This is a genomic window from Campylobacter sp. BCW_6461 (genome assembly GCF_001762735.1).
Lineage (GTDB): Bacteria > Campylobacterota > Campylobacteria > Campylobacterales > Campylobacteraceae > Campylobacter_D > Campylobacter_D jejuni.
Genome location: NZ_MJXJ01000020.1, coordinates 148,439 through 169,943 on the forward strand (window position 1 = coordinate 148,439; position 21,505 = coordinate 169,943).

Annotated in this window: 23 protein-coding genes; 14 read left to right on the top strand and 9 right to left on the bottom strand. The window is 30.3% G+C overall.

The genetic code is table 11. The annotated features are described in order from the left end of the window. Positions 1 to 90: 90 nt before the first annotated feature. Complete coding sequence (gene metK / locus AJ882_RS03810; protein ID WP_002852836.1) at positions 91 to 1,287, bottom strand: methionine adenosyltransferase; 1,197 nt, start codon at positions 1,285 to 1,287, stop codon at positions 91 to 93. Between the two features lie 139 nt (positions 1,288 to 1,426). On the opposite strand from metK, the gene sstT reads away from it, so the two are divergent. Genes sstT through aat form a run of 13 tightly spaced genes read left to right on the top strand, consistent with a single transcriptional unit; the run spans position 1,427 to position 13,675 of the window. Next, complete coding sequence (gene sstT, locus AJ882_RS03815) at positions 1,427 to 2,650, top strand: serine/threonine transporter SstT (RefSeq protein ID WP_002858067.1); 1,224 nt, start codon at positions 1,427 to 1,429, stop codon at positions 2,648 to 2,650. Between the two features lie 9 nt (positions 2,651 to 2,659). Then, complete coding sequence (locus tag AJ882_RS03820; RefSeq protein ID WP_002867196.1) at positions 2,660 to 3,547, top strand: aspartate carbamoyltransferase catalytic subunit; 888 nt, start codon at positions 2,660 to 2,662, stop codon at positions 3,545 to 3,547. Positions 3,548 to 3,550: 3 nt separating this feature from the next. Continuing rightward, on the top strand, positions 3,551 to 5,272 hold the full coding sequence (locus tag AJ882_RS03825; RefSeq protein WP_002867197.1) for a M3 family oligoendopeptidase: 1,722 nt from the start codon (positions 3,551 to 3,553) through the stop codon (positions 5,270 to 5,272). After that, positions 5,266 to 5,703: a hypothetical protein gene (locus AJ882_RS03830; protein ID WP_002867198.1), complete on the top strand. Its 438-nt coding sequence runs from the start codon at positions 5,266 to 5,268 to the stop codon at positions 5,701 to 5,703. The genes AJ882_RS03825 and AJ882_RS03830 overlap by 7 nt, the downstream gene beginning before the upstream one ends. Further along, positions 5,700 to 7,775: an ATP-dependent helicase gene (locus tag AJ882_RS03835; protein WP_002867199.1), complete on the top strand. Its 2,076-nt coding sequence runs from the start codon at positions 5,700 to 5,702 to the stop codon at positions 7,773 to 7,775. Before AJ882_RS03830 ends, AJ882_RS03835 begins: the two co-directional genes overlap by 4 nt. Then, on the top strand, positions 7,772 to 8,590 hold the full coding sequence (gene truB, locus AJ882_RS03840) for a tRNA pseudouridine(55) synthase TruB (RefSeq protein ID WP_002852653.1): 819 nt from the start codon (positions 7,772 to 7,774) through the stop codon (positions 8,588 to 8,590). The genes AJ882_RS03835 and truB overlap by 4 nt, the downstream gene beginning before the upstream one ends. Next, entirely contained in the window at positions 8,584 to 8,811 is a 228-nt protein-coding gene (csrA, locus tag AJ882_RS03845) for a carbon storage regulator CsrA (protein ID WP_002852854.1), read from the top strand. Before truB ends, csrA begins: the two co-directional genes overlap by 7 nt. Beyond that, the gene (locus tag AJ882_RS03850) at positions 8,808 to 9,575 is read left to right on the top strand and encodes a 4-(cytidine 5'-diphospho)-2-C-methyl-D-erythritol kinase (RefSeq protein WP_002859130.1); all 768 of its coding nucleotides are present in this window, start codon (positions 8,808 to 8,810) and stop codon (positions 9,573 to 9,575) included. Before csrA ends, AJ882_RS03850 begins: the two co-directional genes overlap by 4 nt. After that, a complete protein-coding gene (smpB, locus tag AJ882_RS03855; protein WP_002860207.1) occupies positions 9,572 to 10,024 on the top strand; it encodes an SsrA-binding protein SmpB in 453 nt (150 codons plus the stop codon). The genes AJ882_RS03850 and smpB overlap by 4 nt, the downstream gene beginning before the upstream one ends. Positions 10,025 to 10,034: 10 nt before the next feature. Next, on the top strand, positions 10,035 to 10,637 hold the full coding sequence (locus AJ882_RS03860; protein WP_002867200.1) for a TlpA disulfide reductase family protein: 603 nt from the start codon (positions 10,035 to 10,037) through the stop codon (positions 10,635 to 10,637). Next, complete coding sequence (locus AJ882_RS03865; protein WP_002852892.1) at positions 10,637 to 10,927, top strand: ATP-dependent Clp protease adaptor ClpS; 291 nt, start codon at positions 10,637 to 10,639, stop codon at positions 10,925 to 10,927. Before AJ882_RS03860 ends, AJ882_RS03865 begins: the two co-directional genes overlap by 1 nt. After that, complete coding sequence (gene clpA / locus AJ882_RS03870) at positions 10,924 to 13,053, top strand: ATP-dependent Clp protease ATP-binding subunit ClpA (protein WP_002867201.1); 2,130 nt, start codon at positions 10,924 to 10,926, stop codon at positions 13,051 to 13,053. Before AJ882_RS03865 ends, clpA begins: the two co-directional genes overlap by 4 nt. Continuing rightward, on the top strand, positions 13,028 to 13,675 hold the full coding sequence (gene aat, locus AJ882_RS03875) for a leucyl/phenylalanyl-tRNA--protein transferase (protein ID WP_002867202.1): 648 nt from the start codon (positions 13,028 to 13,030) through the stop codon (positions 13,673 to 13,675). Before clpA ends, aat begins: the two co-directional genes overlap by 26 nt. A gap of 21 nt (positions 13,676 to 13,696) precedes the next feature. On the opposite strand, the gene cetZ is transcribed toward aat, so the two are convergent. The 3 genes from cetZ to AJ882_RS03890 all read right to left on the bottom strand — a co-directional run bounded on the left by cetZ (position 13,697) and on the right by AJ882_RS03890 (position 16,067). Further along, the gene (gene cetZ / locus AJ882_RS03880; protein ID WP_002858314.1) at positions 13,697 to 14,986 is read right to left on the bottom strand and encodes an energy taxis response protein CetZ; all 1,290 of its coding nucleotides are present in this window, start codon (positions 14,984 to 14,986) and stop codon (positions 13,697 to 13,699) included. A gap of 80 nt (positions 14,987 to 15,066) precedes the next feature. Continuing rightward, on the bottom strand, positions 15,067 to 15,693 hold the full coding sequence (locus tag AJ882_RS03885; protein WP_002860212.1) for a MarC family protein: 627 nt from the start codon (positions 15,691 to 15,693) through the stop codon (positions 15,067 to 15,069). Positions 15,694 to 15,707: 14 nt separating this feature from the next. Next, entirely contained in the window at positions 15,708 to 16,067 is a 360-nt protein-coding gene (locus AJ882_RS03890; protein ID WP_002826104.1) for a methionine-R-sulfoxide reductase, read from the bottom strand. Between the two features lie 89 nt (positions 16,068 to 16,156). On the opposite strand from AJ882_RS03890, the gene AJ882_RS03895 reads away from it, so the two are divergent. Further along, entirely contained in the window at positions 16,157 to 16,954 is a 798-nt protein-coding gene (locus tag AJ882_RS03895) for a ferritin-like domain-containing protein (protein ID WP_002867203.1), read from the top strand. Here the strand turns inward: AJ882_RS03895 and pssA are convergent. Genes pssA through AJ882_RS03920 form a run of 5 tightly spaced genes read right to left on the bottom strand, consistent with a single transcriptional unit; the run spans position 16,945 to position 21,498 of the window. After that, positions 16,945 to 17,673 (bottom strand): CDP-diacylglycerol--serine O-phosphatidyltransferase, encoded by a 729-nt coding sequence (pssA, locus tag AJ882_RS03900; RefSeq protein ID WP_002859122.1) that lies wholly within the window; start codon positions 17,671 to 17,673, stop codon positions 16,945 to 16,947. The two genes, AJ882_RS03895 and pssA, sit on opposite strands and share 10 nt — an antisense overlap. Positions 17,674 to 17,682: 9 nt before the next feature. Continuing rightward, complete coding sequence (locus tag AJ882_RS03905) at positions 17,683 to 18,300, bottom strand: phosphatidylserine decarboxylase (RefSeq protein ID WP_002867204.1); 618 nt, start codon at positions 18,298 to 18,300, stop codon at positions 17,683 to 17,685. Next, entirely contained in the window at positions 18,297 to 20,234 is a 1,938-nt protein-coding gene (gene ftsH, locus AJ882_RS03910) for an ATP-dependent zinc metalloprotease FtsH (protein WP_002867205.1), read from the bottom strand. The genes AJ882_RS03905 and ftsH overlap by 4 nt, the downstream gene beginning before the upstream one ends. Before the next feature lie 3 nt (positions 20,235 to 20,237). Then, the gene (locus AJ882_RS03915) at positions 20,238 to 21,083 is read right to left on the bottom strand and encodes a 50S ribosomal protein L11 methyltransferase (protein ID WP_002867206.1); all 846 of its coding nucleotides are present in this window, start codon (positions 21,081 to 21,083) and stop codon (positions 20,238 to 20,240) included. Between the two features lie 22 nt (positions 21,084 to 21,105). Continuing rightward, positions 21,106 to 21,498 (bottom strand): chemotaxis response regulator CheY, encoded by a 393-nt coding sequence (locus AJ882_RS03920; RefSeq protein WP_002866134.1) that lies wholly within the window; start codon positions 21,496 to 21,498, stop codon positions 21,106 to 21,108. Positions 21,499 to 21,505 lie beyond the last annotated feature (7 nt).

Sequence of the window (21,505 nt, forward strand, 5' to 3'; positions counted from 1 at the left end):
ATATCCCTCTAAGTCAAAAATTAATATAACTTTATTAATTCTTTATAATTATACAAGCCTTGTTTAAGCTTGTATAATATTGTTAATTTTTTAAAGTAGCTTTTTAAACTGTTCTAGAGCATCAAGTTTTTCCCAAGGATAGTCCTTTTGTCCTACTTGCCCACGAGCTGCTACATCCGCATAAAGAAAAGTTTCTTTACTTGGTTTATCCAGATGAAATTTATCACGGATCCAATTTGGCGTTAAAGAGAAATTTTGCATTACAAAATCACTTAAAACATCGTCATTTACACTGGTATTTGTGCCCATACAATCCACGCTTACCGAAGTAGGTTTTGCAACACCTATAGCATAACTAAGTTGAACTATACATTTTTTAGCAAGCCCTGCTGCAACTATGTTTTTAGCTAACCATCTACCTGCATAAAGTCCACTTCTATCAACTTTAGTATAATCTTTGCTCGATTGCGCACCACCACCTATTGGAGAATAACCTCCAAAACTATCTACTATAAGTTTTCTTCCTGTTAAACCACTATCATGTAAAGAAGAATGATTAACATATTTACCAGTTGGATTGATTAAAATTCTAGTCTTATTAGGATCAAAAAGTTCTTTTGGTAAATTACTATCTAAGATAAGTTTCATCACTAAAGATCTTAAATCTTCTATTTTCATACTTTCAACACAAGGTGCAGAAACTACTATAGTATGAATACTTTGCGGTTTGCAATTTTCAAAATTCGCCTTAGTGCCATAATCTATAGTCACTTGAGTTTTAATATCCACTCCAAGTTCATGTGGATTTGCTTTTGCATAAGCATAAACTCTATCACATAGCATTCTTGCATAACTAATAGCTGCTGGCATATATTCCTCAGCTTCGCAACTTGCAAAACCAAACATAATGCCTTGATCACCTGCTCCTGTTTCGCCATCTTCTTGATCGACACCTTGGTTGATATCAGGACTTTGTTCATTTAAAAACACCATAACATCAACCTCATCAGGATGTAAACACTGCTCTTTGCTAAAATGGCCTGCTCCGTCATAACCAATGTTTTTTAAAACATCTTTAACTAAATTATCGTAATCAGCTTTACTAAGTTTGTGATTTGACTTAACTTCGCCTCCTATCACAACCTTATTTCCTGCGACAAAAACCTCACTCGCCACCCTTGAATTTTTGTCATTTTTCAAGAGTATATCCACTATCGTATCAGCGATTATATCAGCGCACTTGTCTGGATGACCTGCACTTACGACTTCTGAAGTGAATAGATACATAAAAAGTCCTTTCATTTAAAATGAACCACAATTGTATCCAAATAAACTTATCAAAGCTTGATAAATTAAAAATTCTCTAAAATTAAGCAAAAGTTAGTTAAAATCAACTTTTGATATAAAAAATATTTAAAAGGTTTTTATGTTTTCTAAAATCATTCAAAGCTACGCTAAAGGCAACCTCATAGTTCAAATTTGCATAGGTATAGCACTAGGAATACTTATAGGCATTAGCTCTAAAGAAATATCTGAAATTGCAAATTTACTTGGAATACTTTTTACAAGTGCCTTAAAAGCTATCGCTCCTATGCTTGTTTTTATTTTAATTTTAACCTCAATTTGCACTAAAGATTTTTCTCAAAGTGGTGCTAAGATCAAAAATATTATCATTTTATATATAGTAGGCACCTTTTTTGCTTCAGCTTGTGCAGTTCTTGCTAATTTTTTCTTCCCTGTAAAGCTTGTTTTAGATGGAGTTCAAACTGCTACAAACTCATCTCCAACCCACATGAGTGATATTTTCAAAGATCTTTTATTTAAAATTGTCGATAATCCCATAAATGCTCTTTCAAGCGGAAATTATTTAGGAATTTTAACTTGGGCAATAGCTGGAGGTATAGCATTAAAACACTGTTCTAACGAAGCAAAACAAGTTTTTATAGATATCAATGAAGGGGTTTTAAAAATCGTTAAATTTGTAGTAAAACTTGCCCCTTTTGGAATTTTTGGACTTGTGGCTAATTCTGTAGCACAAACAGGAGCACAAGGTTTGCTAAGTTATGTAAAACTTTTAATTTTACTTGTAGCTACTATGCTTTTTGTTACTTTTGTTATCAATGCCTTAATAGTCTTTTTTTATACAAGAAAAAATCCTTTTCCTTTAATTTTTATCTGCTTAAGGCACAGTGCATTTTTTGCCTTTTTTACAAGAAGTTCAGCGGCAAATATTCCTGTAAATATGGCACTTTGCGCTAAACTTGGCATAGATAAAGAATTTTATGGCATTTCTATACCTTTAGGAGCTACTATCAACATGGCAGGAGCAGCAGTTACTATAGCTATTTTAAGTCTTACTGCAGCCAATACCGTTGGTATAGAAATCAGTCTTTTACAAGCCTTTTTATTAAGCATTATTGCCACCTTTGCAGCTTGTGGGGCTAGCGGAGTTGCGGGCGGATCTTTACTGCTTATACCTTTGGCTTGTTCTTTATTTAATATAGACTATGATATTGCTATGAAGGTAGTTGCCATAGGTTTTATTATAGGGGTTATTCAAGATAGTGTTGAAACTGCTTTAAATAGTTCTACAGATGTTCTTTTTACAGCAATTTGTTCTAAAAATGAATTAAATTACAATATCAAATAAGGTAAAAACATGCGTCATCTCATCACTACAAAGGATTTTAATAAAGTCGAAATTATGGAGCTTTTTAAAGAAGCAAGTGATTTCTTAGATGAAAAACCTAGGACTTTTCTTGAAGGAAAAAGCATCACGACAATTTTTTTTGAAAACTCTACACGCACCCTTTCATCTTTTGAAAGCGCTGCAAGAAGATTAGGTGCTAGGGTTTTACGCCTTGATGTTTCAAGATCAAGCTCTAGCAAAGGAGAAACTCTTTATGATACTGCTGCTAATTTAGATGCCATGAGTCCTAATGCTATTGTTGTAAGACACGCAAACTCAGGAGTTCCTTTGATATTAGCAAAGCATATGCATTGTCCAGTTGTTAATGGAGGAGATGGAAAACACGCCCATCCTACCCAAGCTTTACTCGATTTGTTTACGATTTATAATCATTTTCAAGGTAATGTTGAAGGTAAGAAAATTTGCATCGTAGGTGATATTAAAAACTCTCGTGTAGCAGCGTCCAATATAGAGCTTTTAAGTAGATTTAATCTTGATATTACCCTAGTAGCTCCACCACATTTTATGCCTAATACCCATCTTAAAAAACATTATAAGCTTGATGAGAATATCATAGCAAATTCAGATATTATCATGAGTCTTAGAACACAAACAGAAAGACATAATAAAACCGTTTATGCTTCACTTAAAGACTATGCAAATGATTTTTGCATTCAAAAAAGCTTAGCAAAAGATAAAAAGCTTATTTTACTACATCCAGGCCCTGTAAATCGCAATATTGACATAAGCGATGAAATGATGAGCGATGAAAGGACTTTAGTTTTAAAACAAGTTAAAAATGGAGTGGCCATTAGAATGGCTGTTCTTAAAAAACTCATATTAGAAAATGAAGGATAAAAAATGTTAGAATGGGATTTAAGTGCTTTATTTCACGATAAAGAAGCGTTGCAAAATTTTACACAAGATCAAATCCAACAAAGTTTAAATTTCAAAAAAAACTATGAAAATAAACTTTATACATTAAATGCTAATGAGTTTTTACAAGCTTTAAAAGATTATGAAATTTTAAATCAAGCTCTTGGCAAAATCATGACTTATACTTATTTGCTTTTTGCTAAAAACACTCAAAATGGTTCTTTTTACGCACAATACGAAGAAGAATGCAAAAAAATAGAAGAAAATTTACTCTTTTTCGAGCTTGAATTTTGCGAGTTAGCTCCTGAGAAAAGTCAAAAATTTACAACTTTTTGCAAAGATTATGATTTTTATCTTTCTAATTTATTGCAAAACAAACGCTATAATCTTAGCAAAAACGAAGAACGCATTATGCTCTATCTTTCCAATACAGGTGCAAATGCTTTTAGTAGACTTTTTGATGAAAGTATGAGCGCTTTAAAAATCCCTTTTGAAGGTAAAAAACTTAGCGAAGAAGAAGTTCTAAGCAAAATGTATGATGAAGATAGAAAAATACGCAAAAAAGCTGCTAAAAAATTCAGTAAAGTTTTGCAAAAAAATAGCAGACTTTTAAGTTTTATTATCAATATGATAAAAACAGAAAGAAAAAACATAAGCTTATTAAGAGGTTATGAAAATACTGAAATTTCAAGACATATCAGCAATCAAATTTCACAAAAAAGCGTTGATTCTTTGATAGCAAGTGCGCAAAAACATTTTAACTTAGTATCGCAATTTTACAAAAGAAAAAAACAAATTTTAGGCTATGATGAGCTTAAAGACTATGACAGATATGCACCCATAGGAAAAGAAGCAAGTTTTGATTTTAAAACAAGTAAAAATATTGTTTTAGAGGCATTTCAAGCTTTTTCTCCTCAATTTTATGATATAGCAAAAAATGCTTTTGATCAAGGTTGGATTGATGTTTATCCGCAAGAAAATAAACAAGGGGGTGCTTTTTCGCATTCTGCAACTTCTGATGCACATCCTTTTGTTTTATTAAACTACACCAATAAAAGACGCGATCTTTTTACACTTGCACATGAATTAGGACACACTATCCATCAAAAACTTTCTTATAATGTAAGCTATTTAAATCAAAACACGCCTTTAACCACCGCAGAAACAGCTTCAGTTTTTGCCGAAATGCTCGTATTTGATTTTATTAAAGATAAGTTAAAAAAAGAAGAACTCTTATCTTTATATGCAAATAAAATCGAAGATATTTTTGCAACTTTTTATAGACAGATTAATTTTACTTGTTTTGAAAGACGCTTACATGCTCAAGAAAATGAACTTAGCACCGAAGAAATCAATAAAATTTGGATGGAAGAATCTCAAAAGATGTTTCAAGACAGCGTAAAACTTACAAAAAATTATGCTTCTTGGTGGAGTTATATTCCTCATTTTATCCATTCTCCTTTCTACTGCTATGCTTATGCTTATGCACAACTTTTAGTTTTAGCTCTTTATGGACTTTACAAAAGTAAAAAATGTGAAAATTTTAAAGAACTTTATATCAAAATGCTTTCTTTAGGCGGAAGTGTGAGTCCAAAAGAACTAGTAGGAATGTTTGGCTTTGATATAGAAGATGAAAATTTTTGGGAAATAGGCATAAAAGAAATTCAAAAACTCATCAATGAATTTATGGAGTTACAATCATGCTAGAAAAAATTTTAAAAAATGAAAATTTTATCCATACCATGCAAAAGCATTGCCATGAGATTATTTCACATCTTATAGAAGAAAATATAGAATTTTCAATAGTTGCAAATACAAATTTCATAGATTTTAATCCTGAACTTCCCAAAGAGCTTGATGTTAAACAAAATCCTTATGCTCTTTTTGCTCTTGGAGGATACACCTTTGAATCCATACAACTAAATAAAGATTTCATTCAATTTCACGCAGGTTTTGGCAATGATGATTTTGATAGTTTTGTAAAGGTTGATTTAGGAGCTATCACGCAAATTCAAATAGAAAATAGCATTTTATTTGTTAATTTTAGCCTTTATAAACGCGAAGATAGCAAAAATTTACAAAAATCGAAAAATATATTTTTAAATAATCCAAAAAATAAAGATATTTTCAAAAAATGAATCTATTTGAAGATTTAAATGATAGTCAAAAACAAGCGGTAAGCCACATTGATGGAGCCATGCTTATCCTAGCAGGCGCAGGTAGTGGAAAAACCAAAACTATCACCACTCGTCTTGCTTATCTTATCGGTGAAGTAGGCATCCCCTCACATAACACTCTTACTCTTACTTTTACAAATAAAGCAGCTAGTGTTATGCGTCATAGAGCATTAAATTTTCTACAAGGCAATCACAATCCTTTGCTTTGCACCTTTCATAAATTTGGACTTTTATTTTTAAAACTCCATTTTGAAAGATTGGAGCGTAAAAATAGTTTTATTGTTATCGATACAGATGATACAAAAAAAATAATTAAAGACTTAATCCATGATAAAAACAAAGATAATGTCTATGATATTATCCAATACATATCTTATTGCAAAAATGAAGGCAAAAGAGTAAGCAATGTCTTTGAAGATTTAAATTTACTAAAAGAACATAATTTTGAAAAATATCAAAATGAATACAAATTTGCCAACTATTACCGTGCTTATGAAGAATACTTATTAAAACAAAATTTTGTAGATTTTGATGATCTTTTATTGCTAAGCAATCTCATTTTAGAAAATGATATAAATTTTGCCAAAGAACAAAGCTTACTTTATAATTACATTACAGTTGATGAGTATCAAGATACTAATACCTTGCAATATAAAATTCTAAAAAATCTATGTTGTATGCATGAAAATATCACAGTTGTTGGTGATGATGATCAAAGTATTTATAGTTGGCGTGGAGCAAAAATTGAAAATATTTTAAATTTTCAAAATGATTTTAAAAATGTTAAACTTGCAAAACTTGAACAAAACTATCGTTCAGTAGGGACTATTTTACAAGCAGCAAATAATCTCATATCTCACAATGAGCAACGACTTGGAAAAACTTTAATCTGCACTAAAGATACTGGGGAAAATATTAAAATATTAAAAAACGAAAACGAAAAAGATGAAGGTTTATATATCGCTCAAGAAGTGAAAAAATTGCTAAATTCTGGAGTAGAAGCTAAAGAGATCGCCATTTTATTTCGAGTTAATGCACTATCAAGAGCAATAGAAGAAGCATTTATGAAGAAACAAATTTCTTATAAACTACTTAGTGGTATGCGTTTTTATGAGAGATTAGAAATAAAAGATTTAATCTCGTATCTTAGACTTATCTTAAATCCAAGCGATGATTTGTCGTTTAAACGTATTATTAATCGCCCCAAAAGATCCATAGGAGAAAAAGCCCTAAAAAATTTAGAAGAATATGCAAAAAAACGTCAAATTTCACTTTTTGATGCCCTATGCGAAAGCGATGGTGGTGTAGGAATTTTAACAACAAAAAAAGCACAAAATGAAGCAAATATTTTTATACAAAATATTCACACTCTAAAAAGCTACGATAATGCAAAAAAGGTTTTTGACAATATAGAAGAATTATTTAAAATCAAAGATTATTTTTCAGAGCAAGATGATGGAGATGAAAGAATCAGAAATCTTGATGAGTTTTATGCTAATCTAAGAGAAAAACTCAAAGAAGATCCCGAAGCTTCTTTAGAAGATCTACTTAGTGAAATTTCTTTATTAAGTGATCAAGATAATTTAGATGAAGAATGTGTTTGCTTGATGAGTATTCATGCTAGCAAAGGTTTGGAATTTGATTATGTTTTTATAATAGGCTTTGATGAAGGATTTTTTCCTTTAAATAGCGAAGAAAATCTCGAAGAAGAACGCCGTCTTGCTTATGTTGCCATCACTCGCGCCAAGAAATTTCTCACAATAAGTGTTGCAAATTCTCGTTTTTATCATGGTTCAAGAGCAAATATCAATCCTAGTCGCTTCTTAGAAGAAAGTAAATTAATCAATGAAAAATCAAAAAATCAAAATATACAAAAAACTAGTTTTTGCAAAGGAGATCTAGTTAAACATAAAATTTTTGGCATTGGCAGGGTTGTTGAAGTTAATAAAAGCGGAAAAGAGGAAAAGCTTAATATTAATTTTGGTGGTATAATGCGTGTAATCATGGCAAGCTTTGTGGAAAAAGCAGTATGAACAAGATCTTTGCAGCCTTTAAACCAAAGGGTTTGAGTTCTAATGCCTTTTTAAGTACTTTAAAGAAAAAATATAAAAATAAAAAAGCAGGATATTCTGGCACTCTTGATCCTTTCGCCAAAGGGGTTTTAATCGTTGCATTTGGACAATACACAAAACTTTTCCGTTTTTTAAAAAAAACCCCAAAAACCTATAAAGCTACTTTATGGCTTGGAGTTTACTCCTTAAGTCTTGATGATCAAAATATAAAAGAAATTCAAAATATAAAAGAATTTGATCTTGCAAATTTAAAACAAATCATTGATCAAATGCAAGGAATTATCTCCTATACACCACCTCAATTTAGCGCCAAAAGAATCAATGGAACTCGCGCCTATGAACTTGCAAAAAAAGGTATAGAAGCAAATTTAAAACCTTGTCAAATGGAAGTATTTGATTGTAAGATCTTAAGCTATAATCATCCTTTTTTAAATATTGAAATCACAGTCAGTGAAGGTGCTTACATAAGATCTTATTGTGAACTTTTTGCTAGAAAACTAGGTATTAATGCGACTTTAAGCTCTTTAGAGCGCATTAAAGAAGGCAAATTTGTTTATAATAATGAGAAAAGCTTAAATGTGTTAAAATACATTAACCTAAAGCCAAATTTTATCAAGGATTTAAATAAACTCGAAAATGGTGCTAAAATTTTTGTCGAAGAATTAGAATTTCATGATGAAGGAGATTATTATATTGAAACAGAAAAATATTTTAGCATAATTAATATTAAAGAAAATACAGTAAAATATCTTCTAAATAAGGTTGAAAAATGTTAATATTATCAAGAAAAGAAAATGAAAGTATAATTATCGGAGAAGGTATAGAAATCAAAGTCGTTCAAACAGGGAAAGGATATGCCAAAATAGGTATAGAAGCTCCAAAATCCCTTATGATACTTAGAAAAGAACTTGTTCAACAAGTAAAGGATGAAAATTTGCATTCTGTTGTTCAGAATGATATTAAACTTGATGACTTAAGCAAAAAACTAATCAAATGAAAGCTTACGCTAAAGCAAATATTTTTTTAAAACTTACCGGTTTTGACTCAAGAAAATATCATCTTTTAGAATCACGATTTATACTTTTAAAAGATGTTTTTGATGAGCTTGAGCTTGTTGACAAAGAATCAGATTCTAAAAAAGAATTTGAAATCATTAGTAATTTTAAATGCGAAAATAATATTATTCAAAAGGCTTATTTGCTACTTTCTAGAAGATATAATAACGAATTAAAAGAATTATTTAGCAAAAAAAGTCTAAAACTCACAAAAAATATCCCAGTATGTGCTGGGCTTGGTGGTGGAAGTAGCGATTGTGCGAGTTTTTTACTACTAATAAATGAAACCCTAAATTTAAAATTAAACCTACAAGAACTTATAAATTTAAGCATACAACTAGGAAGTGATATTGCCTTTTTTTTAAGTGGCTTTCACTCTGCTAATGTAAGTAGCTGTGGCGAAATTATAGAAGAATTTGAAGATGACATACCTAATTTAAAATGGACTTTTCCACAAATATCTTGCCAAACTAAAGCTGTTTATGATGAATTTGATAGAGGAATATTTGACTTTCAAAAAAACAATAATCAAGCGCAAATATACAAAAAACTCAGCACAAAAGAGTTGTTACAAAATTTTAAAAACAAAGAATTAAATGATTTATTTACTCCTTGTGCAACTTTATATCCTAAAATGAAGTCTTACTTACAAGAAGATTTTTTTCTAAGCGGTAGCGGTAGTAGTGTTTTTAAGGTTGATCGATGAAAATTATTGCGAGAAATAAAAAAGCTTTATTTGATTATAGCATCATAGAACGCTTTGAAGCCGGAATTGTCCTTAAAGGAAGTGAAGTTGTAGCCTTAAGGGCAGGAAGAGCAAATCTTAAAGACTCTTTTGTTCGCATTATAAAAAATGAGATTTTTTTACTTAATTCTCATATTTCATTACTTCATACTACACACTCTTTCTATAAACACGAAGAAAGAGGCGCTAGAAAGCTTTTAATGCATAGAAAGCAAATTGATAAATTATTAGGTAAAGTAAGTATAGAAGGATATACTATCGTTGCATTAGATCTTTATTTTAACACAAAAAATAAAGTAAAAGCTACCCTTGCTTTAGCTAAAGGGAAAAATTTGCACGACAAGCGTGAAACTTTAAAGAAAAAGCAAGCCGATTTAGAAGCTAAAGCTGCTATGAAAAATTACAAATAAAGGAAAATAAATGAAAAAAATTTCAGCCCTATTTTTAATAAGTTTAGCATTTTTTCTTAATGCTTGCTCCAAGGAAGAAGAAATTCAAAATGATTTTATGTTTGAAGAGTATCACAAAGGAGATAAAATAGTCTTAAATAGTGTAAATGGTGGAAGCAAAACTTTAATAAGAACAGATAAAGGTTTTGTGGTGGAAGGAGAGGAAGGAAAAGTTCTAATGTTTGATTTTTTTGGCACTTTTTGCACCCCATGTAAAGAAGAAGCTTTAGATCTTAGCAAACTTTGGAAAAATAATTCTAGCAAATTTATCATTATAGGACTTACACATTTTGAAGATGTTAGCGATGAAACAGTTAAAAAATTCGCGGATGATTATGGTGCTTACTATTTTCTAAGCAATGACAGCTCTAATGATCGTATTATTGCTCAAATTTTAAAAGATATAGACTATCAAAATATGGAGCAACTTCCTTTTAAAGTTGTTTTAAAAAATGGAATTTATCAAAAAATAAGCGATTACTGGAATAATAATACTCCAACAAATTTTTATCTTGGTAAAATTCCAACAGAACTCATGCAAGAAGATTTAAATAAAATCTACAAAGGAAAATAATGCCAAAAACCCAAACTCTAGAGCAAACAAAACTTAGTGAACCAAAAATGTATAAAGTTATACTCTTAAATGATGATGTAACAACCATGGATTTTGTTATAGAAATTTTGATGAATATTTTTCATCAAAACCTTGAGAAAGCAAGTCAAACAATGTTAGAAATTCATCACAATGGTTCTGGAATTTGTGGCATTTACACCCAGGAAATAGCTCTTTCAAAACAAAAAAAAGTTATGGATGCGGCTAAACTTGCTAATTTTCCACTACAAGCAAAGGTGGAAGAAGAATGAAATACCAAGAAAATTTACAAAAATATCTTGATAATGCCAAAAATCTAAGCTTAATAAATCACCATGAATTTGTTACCTGTGAGCATGTACTGTTTGCATTACTAAAACTAAGCACTGATTTTAAGGATATATTTGAAGAATTTTCAGATGGAGATCTTGAACTTCTAGAAACTGAATTAAAAAATTACATTTCTCAAAACAATCAAGTTATTAAACAAGAAATAGAACCTACAATATCTGTTGTTTTAGATGAAATCTTACTTTCATCTAAAAATAAAAATAATGAAATTAAAATTATAGATTTTTTAGAAAAGCTCATACAGGATTCAAGAAGTTATTCTAGCTATCTCTTAAAAAAACACAACATAAATCTTAACAAAATTCAAGAACTTCAAAATCATGAAAATATACAAAATTTAAACAACCACACAAGTGATTTAACACTTTTGGCTCAAAATGGCAAGATTGATCCTTTAATAGGAAGAAAATTTGAACTTGAAAGAATGATGCAAATTCTTTCACGTCGCAAGAAAAATAATCCTATTTTAGTAGGAGAGGCAGGAGTTGGCAAAACGGCCATTGTAGAAGGATTAGCATTAGCTATTGCGGAAAAAAAGGTGCCTAAAAACTTACAAAATGCAAAAATTTTTAGTCTTGATATGGCTAGTATACTTGCGGGAACAAAATACCGTGGAGATTTTGAGAAAAGAATTAAAGAAATTTTAAATGAACTTGAGAAAATACCCAATGCTATTTTATTTATTGATGAAATTCACACTATAGTAGGAGCTGGAAGCACAGGAGAATCTCATACTGATTTTTCCAATCTTTTAAAACCAGCTCTAAGTAATGGAACTTTAAAATGCATAGGTGCAACAACTTTTATGGAATATAAAAATACTTTTGATAAAAATAAACCCCTAAGTCGCCGTTTTGCTAAAATAAATGTAGATGAACCAAGCCAAGAAGAAAGCTTGCAAATTCTTAAAGGATTAAAAAACAAATATGAAGAATTTCATCATATAAAATTAAACGATGAAATTCTTCAATATGCTGTAATTTGGGGTAAAAAATTTTTTAATGATAAATTTTTACCTGATTGTGCTATAGATCTGATCGATGAACTTGGCGCTTCTTTTGCTTTAAATCCAAAAGCTAAAAAAAATGCCAATTTAAAAGATTTAGAAAATGTTTTAGCAAAAATGACTCACCATCACAAAATATTTGAATTCGATCAAAATAAAGCTTTAATGAATTTAAAAACAAATTTAAAAGCAAAAATTTTTGGCCAAGATGAAGTTATAGATAGCCTTGTTTCATCACTTAAGCAAAGTTTCGCGGGGTTTAAAAATTCCAATACACCACGCGGAGTGTTTTTGTTTACTGGATCAAGTGGAGTTGGAAAAACAGAACTTTGCAAAGCTTTAGCTGAATTTTTAGGTTTAAATTTAGAACGCTTTGATATGAGTGAATATGCAGAAAAACATACTATAAGTAAACTAATAGGATCTCCAGCTGGATATATAGGTTTTGAAGAGGGTGGACTTTTAAGTAATGCTATTCGCAAAAATCCTTTCAGTCTTGTTCTTTTTGATGAAATAGAAAAGGCTCATCCTGATTTAAGCAATACCTTTTTACAGATTTTTGACAATGCTGAACTCACCGACAATAGCGGTCTTAAAGTAGATTTTAAAAATACAATCATTATTATGACATCTAATCTAGGACTTAAAGAAAGCAATGAGCTTGGTTTTTTAAGTAAAAATGAAGAAAAAAGTAATCGTGCTATCAAAGATTTTTTTGCTCCAGAATTTATTAATCGCATTGATAAAATTTTACATTTTAATGATTTAAACGATGCTATACTTGTTAAAATTATCGAAAAAGAACTTGATGAAATTTCTAAAAATTTAAATAATATAAAATTATCAGTGGATGATAAAGCCAAAATTTATTTAGCTAAAAAAGCCTATAATAAAGAATTTGGAGTAAGGCTTTTAAAACGCATAATTTCTGAGGAAATAGGAGAAAAAATCAGTGATGAAATTTTATTCGGAAAGCTTAAAAAAGGCGGTATAGCTAAAATCAAACTTGGTAAAAATGGAAAGCTCGAATTTATATTCTAAATTACTCAATGCACCTAAAAATGCTCCTGTATTTTTAAGTCAAAATTTAGAAGCTGATTTTATTGTAAAAGCTTATACTTTTGGTCTATTCCCATGGACAAGTAAACCTGTAACTTGGTGGTGTCCAGATCCTAGATGCATTTTAATTCCAAATCAAATTCACATCCAAAAAAATATGAAAAAATTTATTAATCTCTATCAAATTAAACTTGATTATGATTTTTTAAAATTAATTACATTATGTCGCGATACACGCTCTCAAAGCTGGATAAATGATGAATTTATTACCACTTATTATAAGTTATTTACCCAAGGCTATGCGCATAGCCTTGAACTTTATGAAAATAATGAACTTATAGGTGGAATTTATGGTTTAATTTTAGGCAAGGTTTTCTTTGGTGAAAGTATGGTAAGCATTAAAAAAAATGCATCTAAAGTTGCCATGATTAAACTTTGTGATTTATTAAAACCTTATGATTTTATCATAGATTGTCAAGTTTATAACCAACATTTAGAATTTATGGGTGCTCATAATATTTCTAGGAAAGAATTTTTAAATATTTTAAAAGAAAAATGCAATCAAGAAAGTGGTTTTAAAAATTTTAAAGATTTAATTACTTAAAAATAAGCGTGAAAATCACGCTTATGACATCGCTTTAGCAACTTCAGCAGAGCTTTCACGAATTTTCTCCATACACTCTCTTGCTTCTTTTGCAAGTTCAACACTCTGATTAACATCCTCTAAACCGCTTTTAATACTCTCAACCACTTGTGATGTAACATTACGAATAGAATTAATCGTAGTGGTAATTTCATTAACCGAATGCCCTGTTCTTTCAGCTAAATTTCTTACTTCATCAGCAACAACAGCAAAGCCTCTACCATGTTCACCAGCACGTGCTGCCTCAATAGCAGCATTTAAAGCAAGCAGATTAGTTTGATCAGCGATATCACTAATAGTCTGAATAATAGATTTAATTTCATCTGATTGTTGATTTAATGAGGAAACAAGATTTGAACTTTGAGACATCATATCAGCAATATTCTGAACATTTGAAACAGTGTTTTCAATTACACGATCTCCATCTTGAGTAAGATTATCATTTTTTTCTGCAAGTTCGCTTATGAGGCAAAGTTTTTCTTGATCTTTTTTAACTTGTTCGCTTATATCTGTAGCAAATTTAATAACCTTGTAAATTTTTCCATCATCATTTTTAACCGGATTATAACTTGCTTCAAGGTATACTTTTTTATTATTTCTTCCGTATCTTATATATTTACCTGATTGAAATTTGCCCTCTCTTAAATCTTCCCAAAATTGAACATAGTCCTTAGAGTGTCTATAATTAGAATCACAGAACATGCTATGATGCTTTCCTTTAATCTCATCAATATTAAAATCCATAGTTCTTAAAAAATTTTCATTAGCCGTAATAATAGTCCCATCAGGTTTAAATTCAATAATAGCCATAGAACGATTAGCAGCAGCAATAGTATTTCTAAGATCAAGCATTTCATAATGTCTTTGAGTTATATCATTGGCAAATTTAATAATTTTATAAACATGACCATTATTATCACTAATTGGAAGATAATTTGCTTCTAAATAAACATCTATCCCTCCCTTAGCTATACGTCTAAAAAGACCACTTCTAGCTTTTCCATCTCTTAAATCTTTCCAAAAATCACTATATGCTGAAGAATTAACAACTTCAGGCAAACAAAACATACTATGATGCTTACCCTTGATCTCTGAAAGGGAGTATTTCATAGTTGTTAAAAAATTTTGATTTGCCTCTAAAATAACGCCATCGGTAGTAAATTCAATTACCGCCATGGTATTCCCAATAGATCTTAAAATATCTCCTAAACCATTACATTTTTTTTCAAGTTGTTCAATTATTTTAGTATTATTTTTCTTAGCACCAAACATAAAACTCACCTTTTTAATAATAAATTATTTTAAAATTATATCATATTTATATAGTATTATTTACTTAAAATTATATTAATTTATAAGTTAAATATATCCTTTAAACCTACAATAATCATCTTAAACCCCATAGCAACAATAAATACTTGTGCTATACGAGAAAAAACATGTAAAATCAATTTTCCAACTATTTTTTCTATAGTAGCTGCAAAATGAAAAAGTATAAACATAAAAATAAAAGCTATCATTACTCCGCCAAGAGCAACATCAAGCCCACCATCTTCGGCTATAACAATAACGCTAGCTAAAGTTCCAGGCCCAACAAGCATAGGAAATGCCATAGGTATTAAACTCTGTCTTAAAATTTCCTTATCATCCATATCTTGATAAGAACTAAAATCCTTAGTTGCAATTTTTGTTGAAAAAAGTAAATTTTTAATAGCCATTATAATAAGAACCAAACCACCAGAAACCCTTAAATCATCCAATGAAACTCTAAAAATATAGTTCATAAATAAAGGTCCTGATAATAAAAACACCAAAACTATAGTAAAAGCTGTATAGAGAATAGTTCTAAAAAGTTTTTTTCGAAGCATTAAAGGCAATCCATCACTCATAGCCAAAAATTGAGTTAAATTACCAAAAGGATTTAATATAGCAAGTAAAGTAATTGCAGCAAAAAACATCAAATAAAGCTCAGAACCCATACTAGAAAACACTATCAATCCTTAGTTTTTACAAATTCCAAAGAAATAGAATTTACACAATGTCTTACATTTTTAGCAGAAAATCCTTCTCCTTCAAAAACATGACCTAAATGTCCATTGCAATTTGCACATACAATCTCGGTTCTAATCCCATCTTTATCAGGAATTCTTTTAACAGCCCCTTTTATTTCATCATCAAAGCTAGGCCATCCACAACCTGATTTAAATTTATCTTCGGATTTATAAAGCGAAGCTCCACATTGCTTGCATTGATAGATTCCTTTTTCATAAAAATCATTATATTTCCCACTAAAAGGAGCTTCTGTTCCTTTATTTAAAATTACTTTTTTTTCTTCTTCATTTAATTCTTTCATGATCTACCCTTGTAAAATAATTTTTATATTATATAATTAAAATTTCAATTTTAAATGATAAATTTTTACAATTTTCAAGAAAGTTTTAAATGCAAAAAGAATTTTTTCAAGAACTTCAAGATATTTTATATGAAAAAAATATAACTATAAAATTTCACTCTTTTCAAAATTTTTATGAAGACTTTAAAAGCCACAAATTTATTTTTAATCACGAGCATCAAAGCATTTTCAAAAAAAATACATCGCAACAAATTACCCTACTTCATCCTACGCGCATAAGAAGGCCTAAATTTGTCAATTCAACTCATGCGCTTGCTAAAATAATTCATTCAGTCGCTCATATAGAATTTAATGCAATTAACCTAGCTTTAGATGCGAGTTATCGCTTTAAAAATCTACCTTTGCAATTTTATTACGATTGGCTGGAGGTAGCAGATGAGGAAATTAAACATTTCAAACTTTTAAATTCAGCACTTAAAGAACTTGGTTACAAATATGGAAATTTTCCAGTGCATGATAATTTAGAATCTGCTCTAGAAGCTACAAAAGACTCTTTAAGCTTTAGAATGGGAGTAGTTCATAGAGGTTTAGAAGCTAAAGGGCTTGATGCCAACCCCTTTGTTGTTCAAAAACTTCAAAGTTCCAATCATTCCATTAAAAATCTTCTAATGGAATATCTTGAAATTATACTTAATGATGAAATAAAACACGTTAAAAAAGGAGATACTTGGTGGGAATTTGCAAATCAAAACAGGTATGATTTTATTGAGCTTTGCAAAACGTTTAAACAATTCTCTCTTGCGGGAAAAAAACTTAACATTCAAGCAAGAATCAAAGCTGGCTTCACTCAAGAAGAATGCGAAGTCATTGAAAAATTTTACTCTTGATTTCTTATCTTAAATTTTGAAACGATAATGGTATATAAAACCCGAATAATGCCATAAAGCACATACAAGCTTGCTAAAATTACTAAACTTTCAAGAGGGTAAAGATATAAAAATGAAAATATTATAATTAAAATAATCAAAACTTTTAAAACACTAGAACGATTAAAATCAAGCTTTTTAAAACTAGGATAACGTATATTACTTACCATTAAAAGCCCTAAAATTGCTTGAAGCACCAAAAAAACTACGCCATAAGGCTTTAAAAAATCATAACTGATAAACGCATAAGTCCATATAGCACTCACAACTGCTGCCGTAGGTATAGGAAGACCTATAAAAACGGAGGGTTCATAAGTGCCTGTGGTAACATTAAATCTCGCCAAACGAATAGCTCCAAAAACCACAAAAAAAGCTGTAATCAAAGATCCAAGTTTTCCAAAATCATAACCTATAGCCATATAAAAAAGAACCGCTGGAGCAACTCCAAAAGCTACTAGATCAGCCAAAGAATCAAATTCTACCCCAAATTTTGAAGTAGAATTTGTAAGTCTTGCAACACGGCCATCAAGCCCATCGCAAATCAAAGATAAAATAATATAAATCAAAGCTGTATAATAATTTCCATGTATTGAAGCTATAATAGAAATAACCCCTAAAAAAGCTGAAGCAGCTGTAAAAAGATTGGGTAAAATATAAATTAGTTGCGGTCTGTTATTCATTATTTTTCCTTACGCAAAATAGCCTAGCAATGAACCTGCTTTAATTTCATCATTTAAGCCTATATGAATTCTAGTATCTTTTGGTAAAAGTAAACTTATAGAGCCATTAATTAAAAAACCCATTCTATCTCCTGCTTTTAAATCATGAGAAATATTATCAAGCTTTAATTTTCTATCAAAAGAACCTGCATAGATTCGCAAGGCTATCGTTTTATTCTCTTTAACTTTTGCCAAAATAAAAGCTCTTTCATTCATCATTTTTACAGATTTTAATTCACTGCACAAAAAAAGCCCATGTCGTAAACGAATATCTATTATAGACATTGCAAAAGGTGTATTAAAATTCCCAGCATCATAAAGAGCATTTTTAATAGTAATTTCAACACATTCACCCAAATCTTTATGATGAATATTTTCTATTTTAGTAACCCTACCATCCATAGGTGCAAAAATAGCTTTTTCATCACTACAAACAAGTTCTCTTTTGGGCGCTCTAAAAAGAAAAATACAAATTACAATTAATACTAATAGCAAGATGGAAAAAGAATAAAAAATCCACACAAAAATAAAAATTAAGCTTAAAATAATAAGACTTAAATATCCATCTTTTGCAATAAAATCTTTCATTCTTCTATTTTAACTTCAGTTTTAACTTCTTCGAGTTCTTGTAAACGAGTTGGTAGACTATTTTGATCCTCAAACTCTTTAATAATCTCGCGCACTTTATTACCTTCAATAGTTTCTTCTTCATAAAGGGCTGCAACCATAGTCTCAATCGCTCCCTTATAAGTATTTAAAGTATCTTTAACATCTTTATAGCGTTCATCCAAGGTTTTCTTTACATAATCATCTAAAGATTCTGCCATCTTTTCAGAATAATCTTTGATAGTTTGTCCACCACTTAAGAAAGTATTTCTTTGTTTTTCAAGTACCATAAGTCCTGCAATTTCACTCATACCATACATAGAAATCATAGCTTTTATGATATCGGTTGCTCTTTCTAAATCATTACTTGCACCCGTTGAAATTTCACCTATAAACACTTCTTCAGCTGCACGACCACCCAAAAGTACATCTACTTCAGCGATAAGTTCATGTTTTTGCATTAAAAATTTATTTTCCTCAGGAGTATTTAAAGTATAACCTAAAGCCGCAAGACCACGCGGAATCACAGAAACCTTACTTACACGTTTTGCGCCTTTGGTAGTTTCAGCAATCAAAGCATGACCGCATTCATGATAAGTAACAATTTTCTTTTCTTTTTCATTAATACGACGTGATTTCTTCTCAAGCCCTGCTATAGCTCTTTCAACAGCTTCAACTAAATCATTTTGTTCTACATATTTTTTAGAATCCCTACCCGCTAAAAGCGCTGCTTCATTAATAATATTTGCAAGATCAGCTCCTGCAAGCCCTGCGGTTAAGCGTGCTATATCTTCTACTTTAACTTTTGGGGAGATTTTGACATCTTTCATGTGCACTTTTAAAATATCACACCTACCTTTAAAATCAGGTTTATCAACTAAAACTTGTCTATCAAACCTTCCTGGTCTTAAAAGCGCTGCATCTAAAACTTCTGGGCGATTTGTTGCTGCTAAAACAATGACTGGGGAACTTTCTGTCCCAAAGCCATCCATTTCAGCCAAAAGCTGATTTAAAGTTTGCTCTCTTTCATCGTTTCCACCCATCATGCCACTTGCTGCACGACTTTTACCAATAGCATCTATTTCATCTATAAAAACAATAGCAGGAGCTTCTTTTTTTGCATTTTCAAATAAATCTCTCACACGAGAAGCACCTACACCCACAAACATTTCTATAAAAGACGAACCTGAAACACTAAAAAACGGCACATCAGCTTCACCTGCAACTGCTTTTGCAAGCAAAGTTTTTCCTGTACCTGGAGGCCCAACAAGTAAAAGCCCTTTTGGAATTTTAGCTCCCAATTTAATATATCTTTCAGGATACTTTAAAAAATCTACAATTTCTTTTACTTCTTCTTTAGCTTCTTCAACACCAGCTACATCGCTAAATTTTACTTTAGGTTTTTCTGAATTTACAAGCTTCTTAGAACTTCCTATACCCAATATAGAACTTCCCATATTTTTTTGCATACGACTTGCCAAAAACATCCAAATACCAAAGAAAATAAATACTGGCAAAACCCATGAAAAAAGTATATCCGTAAACCAATTTGTTTCAGAATACGCACCATAAGCGATATTTTTACTATCTAGTAAACTCACAAGCTCAGGATCATTAACTTTTTTTGCTGTATAAACAGTATTGTGAGAGCTTGAAATCGCTTTGATTGTTGTTTGTCCTATACTAACTTGATTGATTTGTCCACTTTCAATAAGCTTTTTTAACTCAGAATAAGGGACATTTTTATTTACTTCATTGCCATTCAATGCCCCGCCAAAAGAACCATTGCCATCAAAAAATCCCTTAAAAATAATTATCATTACAATTGCAAAAATCGCAAAAATAAAAATGGGATTTTTGTTAAAAAAATTATTACCCTGCGGATTACCCTTATTATTTTGGGTATTATTATTCATTACTTATCCTTTTTTATTATTTTTATATACAAAACTACACCACTCATTGATTTGTATTTCATCAATGAGTTCCAAATCTTGAAATTTTTCTTTAATTCTTGTTGAATATTTATCTAAAATTCCTGACAAAATAAGTATAGCATTATCTTCTAAATGGTTTTTAATATCTTTTTCTAAAATTAAAATCACATCTGCAATGATATTTGCAACAATTAGATTATATAAACCATTTGCTTTATCTATAGATCCACACCAAGCCTTGTGAAAATCGACACCATTTAATCTTGCATTTTCTAAAGAACTATCAATAGCCAACTCATCAGTATCACAAATTTCAACATTACAACCAAACTTTGCCATAATAATACCCAAAATTCCACTACCACAACCAAGATCTAAAGCTCTTAATTTACTTTTAGAAAATTTTTGTAAAAATTTTACACAAGAATATGTGCTTTCGTGATGTCCTGAGCCAAAGGCTAAGGCTGGATTAATCTTTATATTTATACAATTCTTCTTTTCTTCTTGCCAAGTTGTATGGATGTAAACATTATCCACTAAGATAGGTTTTATGCCTTTTTTATATTCTTGTATCCAGTCCTTGTTTTCTTTCTCTACAAGACTTAAATTAGAAATAATTTTATGGTTTAAATTGAAAGTAGTTGTAAGTTTTTGAGCAAATATTTCAAGTGCCCATGAAAACTCTTCTAAACTCTCATGGGATCTAATGTAAACACCATTATCTTTCTCTTCTATGGCTTCTATACCTAAATCAAAAGCAAAATCAAGAAATAAATTTTTATACCGCTCTTCTACAATAAAGAACAATTCATAATATTTTTTTTGCATTTAGAATTTTAAAAATCAGCCTTTACTCAGCTGCACCTTCTCCACTTCCTGTTCCTAAAACATCTTCAAGTTTTTCCTTTAAAACTTGTGGAGTAAAAGGTTTTACAATATAGTTATTTACGCCAGCTTTTAAAGCAGTAATCACTTCAGCTTTTCCGCCCTCAGTTGTAACCATGATGATAGGCATATCTTCATATTTTTTCTCTGCTCTTACTTTTTTTACCAACTCCAAGCCATTCATTTCTGGCATATTCCAATCTGTAATTAAAACTTTTACATCTTCATTTTTAGTTAATAAATCCCAAGCTTCAACGCCATGCTCAGCTTCTAAAACATCATCGTGTCCAAGTCTTGTTAGGGTATTTTTAATAATCCTTCTCATAGTAGAACTGTCATCAACAACTAACAATTTCACAATTTCG

Coding starts and splice junctions, on each gene's coding strand:
- AJ882_RS03830 (WP_002867198.1), top strand. CDS start 5,266: ATGCTAGAAAAAATTTTAAAAAATGAAAATTTTATCCATACCATGCAA.
- smpB (WP_002860207.1), top strand. CDS start 9,572: ATGAAAATTATTGCGAGAAATAAAAAAGCTTTATTTGATTATAGCATC.
- AJ882_RS03850 (WP_002859130.1), top strand. CDS start 8,808: ATGAAAGCTTACGCTAAAGCAAATATTTTTTTAAAACTTACCGGTTTT.
- ftsH (WP_002867205.1), bottom strand. CDS start 20,234: ATGAATAATAATACCCAAAATAATAAGGGTAATCCGCAGGGTAATAAT.
- AJ882_RS03820 (WP_002867196.1), top strand. CDS start 2,660: ATGCGTCATCTCATCACTACAAAGGATTTTAATAAAGTCGAAATTATG.
- sstT (WP_002858067.1), top strand. CDS start 1,427: ATGTTTTCTAAAATCATTCAAAGCTACGCTAAAGGCAACCTCATAGTT.
- metK (WP_002852836.1), bottom strand. CDS start 1,287: ATGTATCTATTCACTTCAGAAGTCGTAAGTGCAGGTCATCCAGACAAG.
- AJ882_RS03890 (WP_002826104.1), bottom strand. CDS start 16,067: ATGAAAGAATTAAATGAAGAAGAAAAAAAAGTAATTTTAAATAAAGGA.
- AJ882_RS03835 (WP_002867199.1), top strand. CDS start 5,700: ATGAATCTATTTGAAGATTTAAATGATAGTCAAAAACAAGCGGTAAGC.
- cetZ (WP_002858314.1), bottom strand. CDS start 14,986: ATGTTTGGTGCTAAGAAAAATAATACTAAAATAATTGAACAACTTGAA.
- AJ882_RS03915 (WP_002867206.1), bottom strand. CDS start 21,083: ATGCAAAAAAAATATTATGAATTGTTCTTTATTGTAGAAGAGCGGTAT.
- pssA (WP_002859122.1), bottom strand. CDS start 17,673: ATGAATAACAGACCGCAACTAATTTATATTTTACCCAATCTTTTTACA.
- AJ882_RS03865 (WP_002852892.1), top strand. CDS start 10,637: ATGCCAAAAACCCAAACTCTAGAGCAAACAAAACTTAGTGAACCAAAA.
- AJ882_RS03825 (WP_002867197.1), top strand. CDS start 3,551: ATGTTAGAATGGGATTTAAGTGCTTTATTTCACGATAAAGAAGCGTTG.
- AJ882_RS03905 (WP_002867204.1), bottom strand. CDS start 18,300: ATGAAAGATTTTATTGCAAAAGATGGATATTTAAGTCTTATTATTTTA.
- clpA (WP_002867201.1), top strand. CDS start 10,924: ATGAAATACCAAGAAAATTTACAAAAATATCTTGATAATGCCAAAAAT.
- csrA (WP_002852854.1), top strand. CDS start 8,584: ATGTTAATATTATCAAGAAAAGAAAATGAAAGTATAATTATCGGAGAA.
- aat (WP_002867202.1), top strand. CDS start 13,028: ATGGAAAGCTCGAATTTATATTCTAAATTACTCAATGCACCTAAAAAT.
- AJ882_RS03885 (WP_002860212.1), bottom strand. CDS start 15,693: ATGGGTTCTGAGCTTTATTTGATGTTTTTTGCTGCAATTACTTTACTT.
- AJ882_RS03860 (WP_002867200.1), top strand. CDS start 10,035: ATGAAAAAAATTTCAGCCCTATTTTTAATAAGTTTAGCATTTTTTCTT.
- AJ882_RS03895 (WP_002867203.1), top strand. CDS start 16,157: ATGCAAAAAGAATTTTTTCAAGAACTTCAAGATATTTTATATGAAAAA.
- truB (WP_002852653.1), top strand. CDS start 7,772: ATGAACAAGATCTTTGCAGCCTTTAAACCAAAGGGTTTGAGTTCTAAT.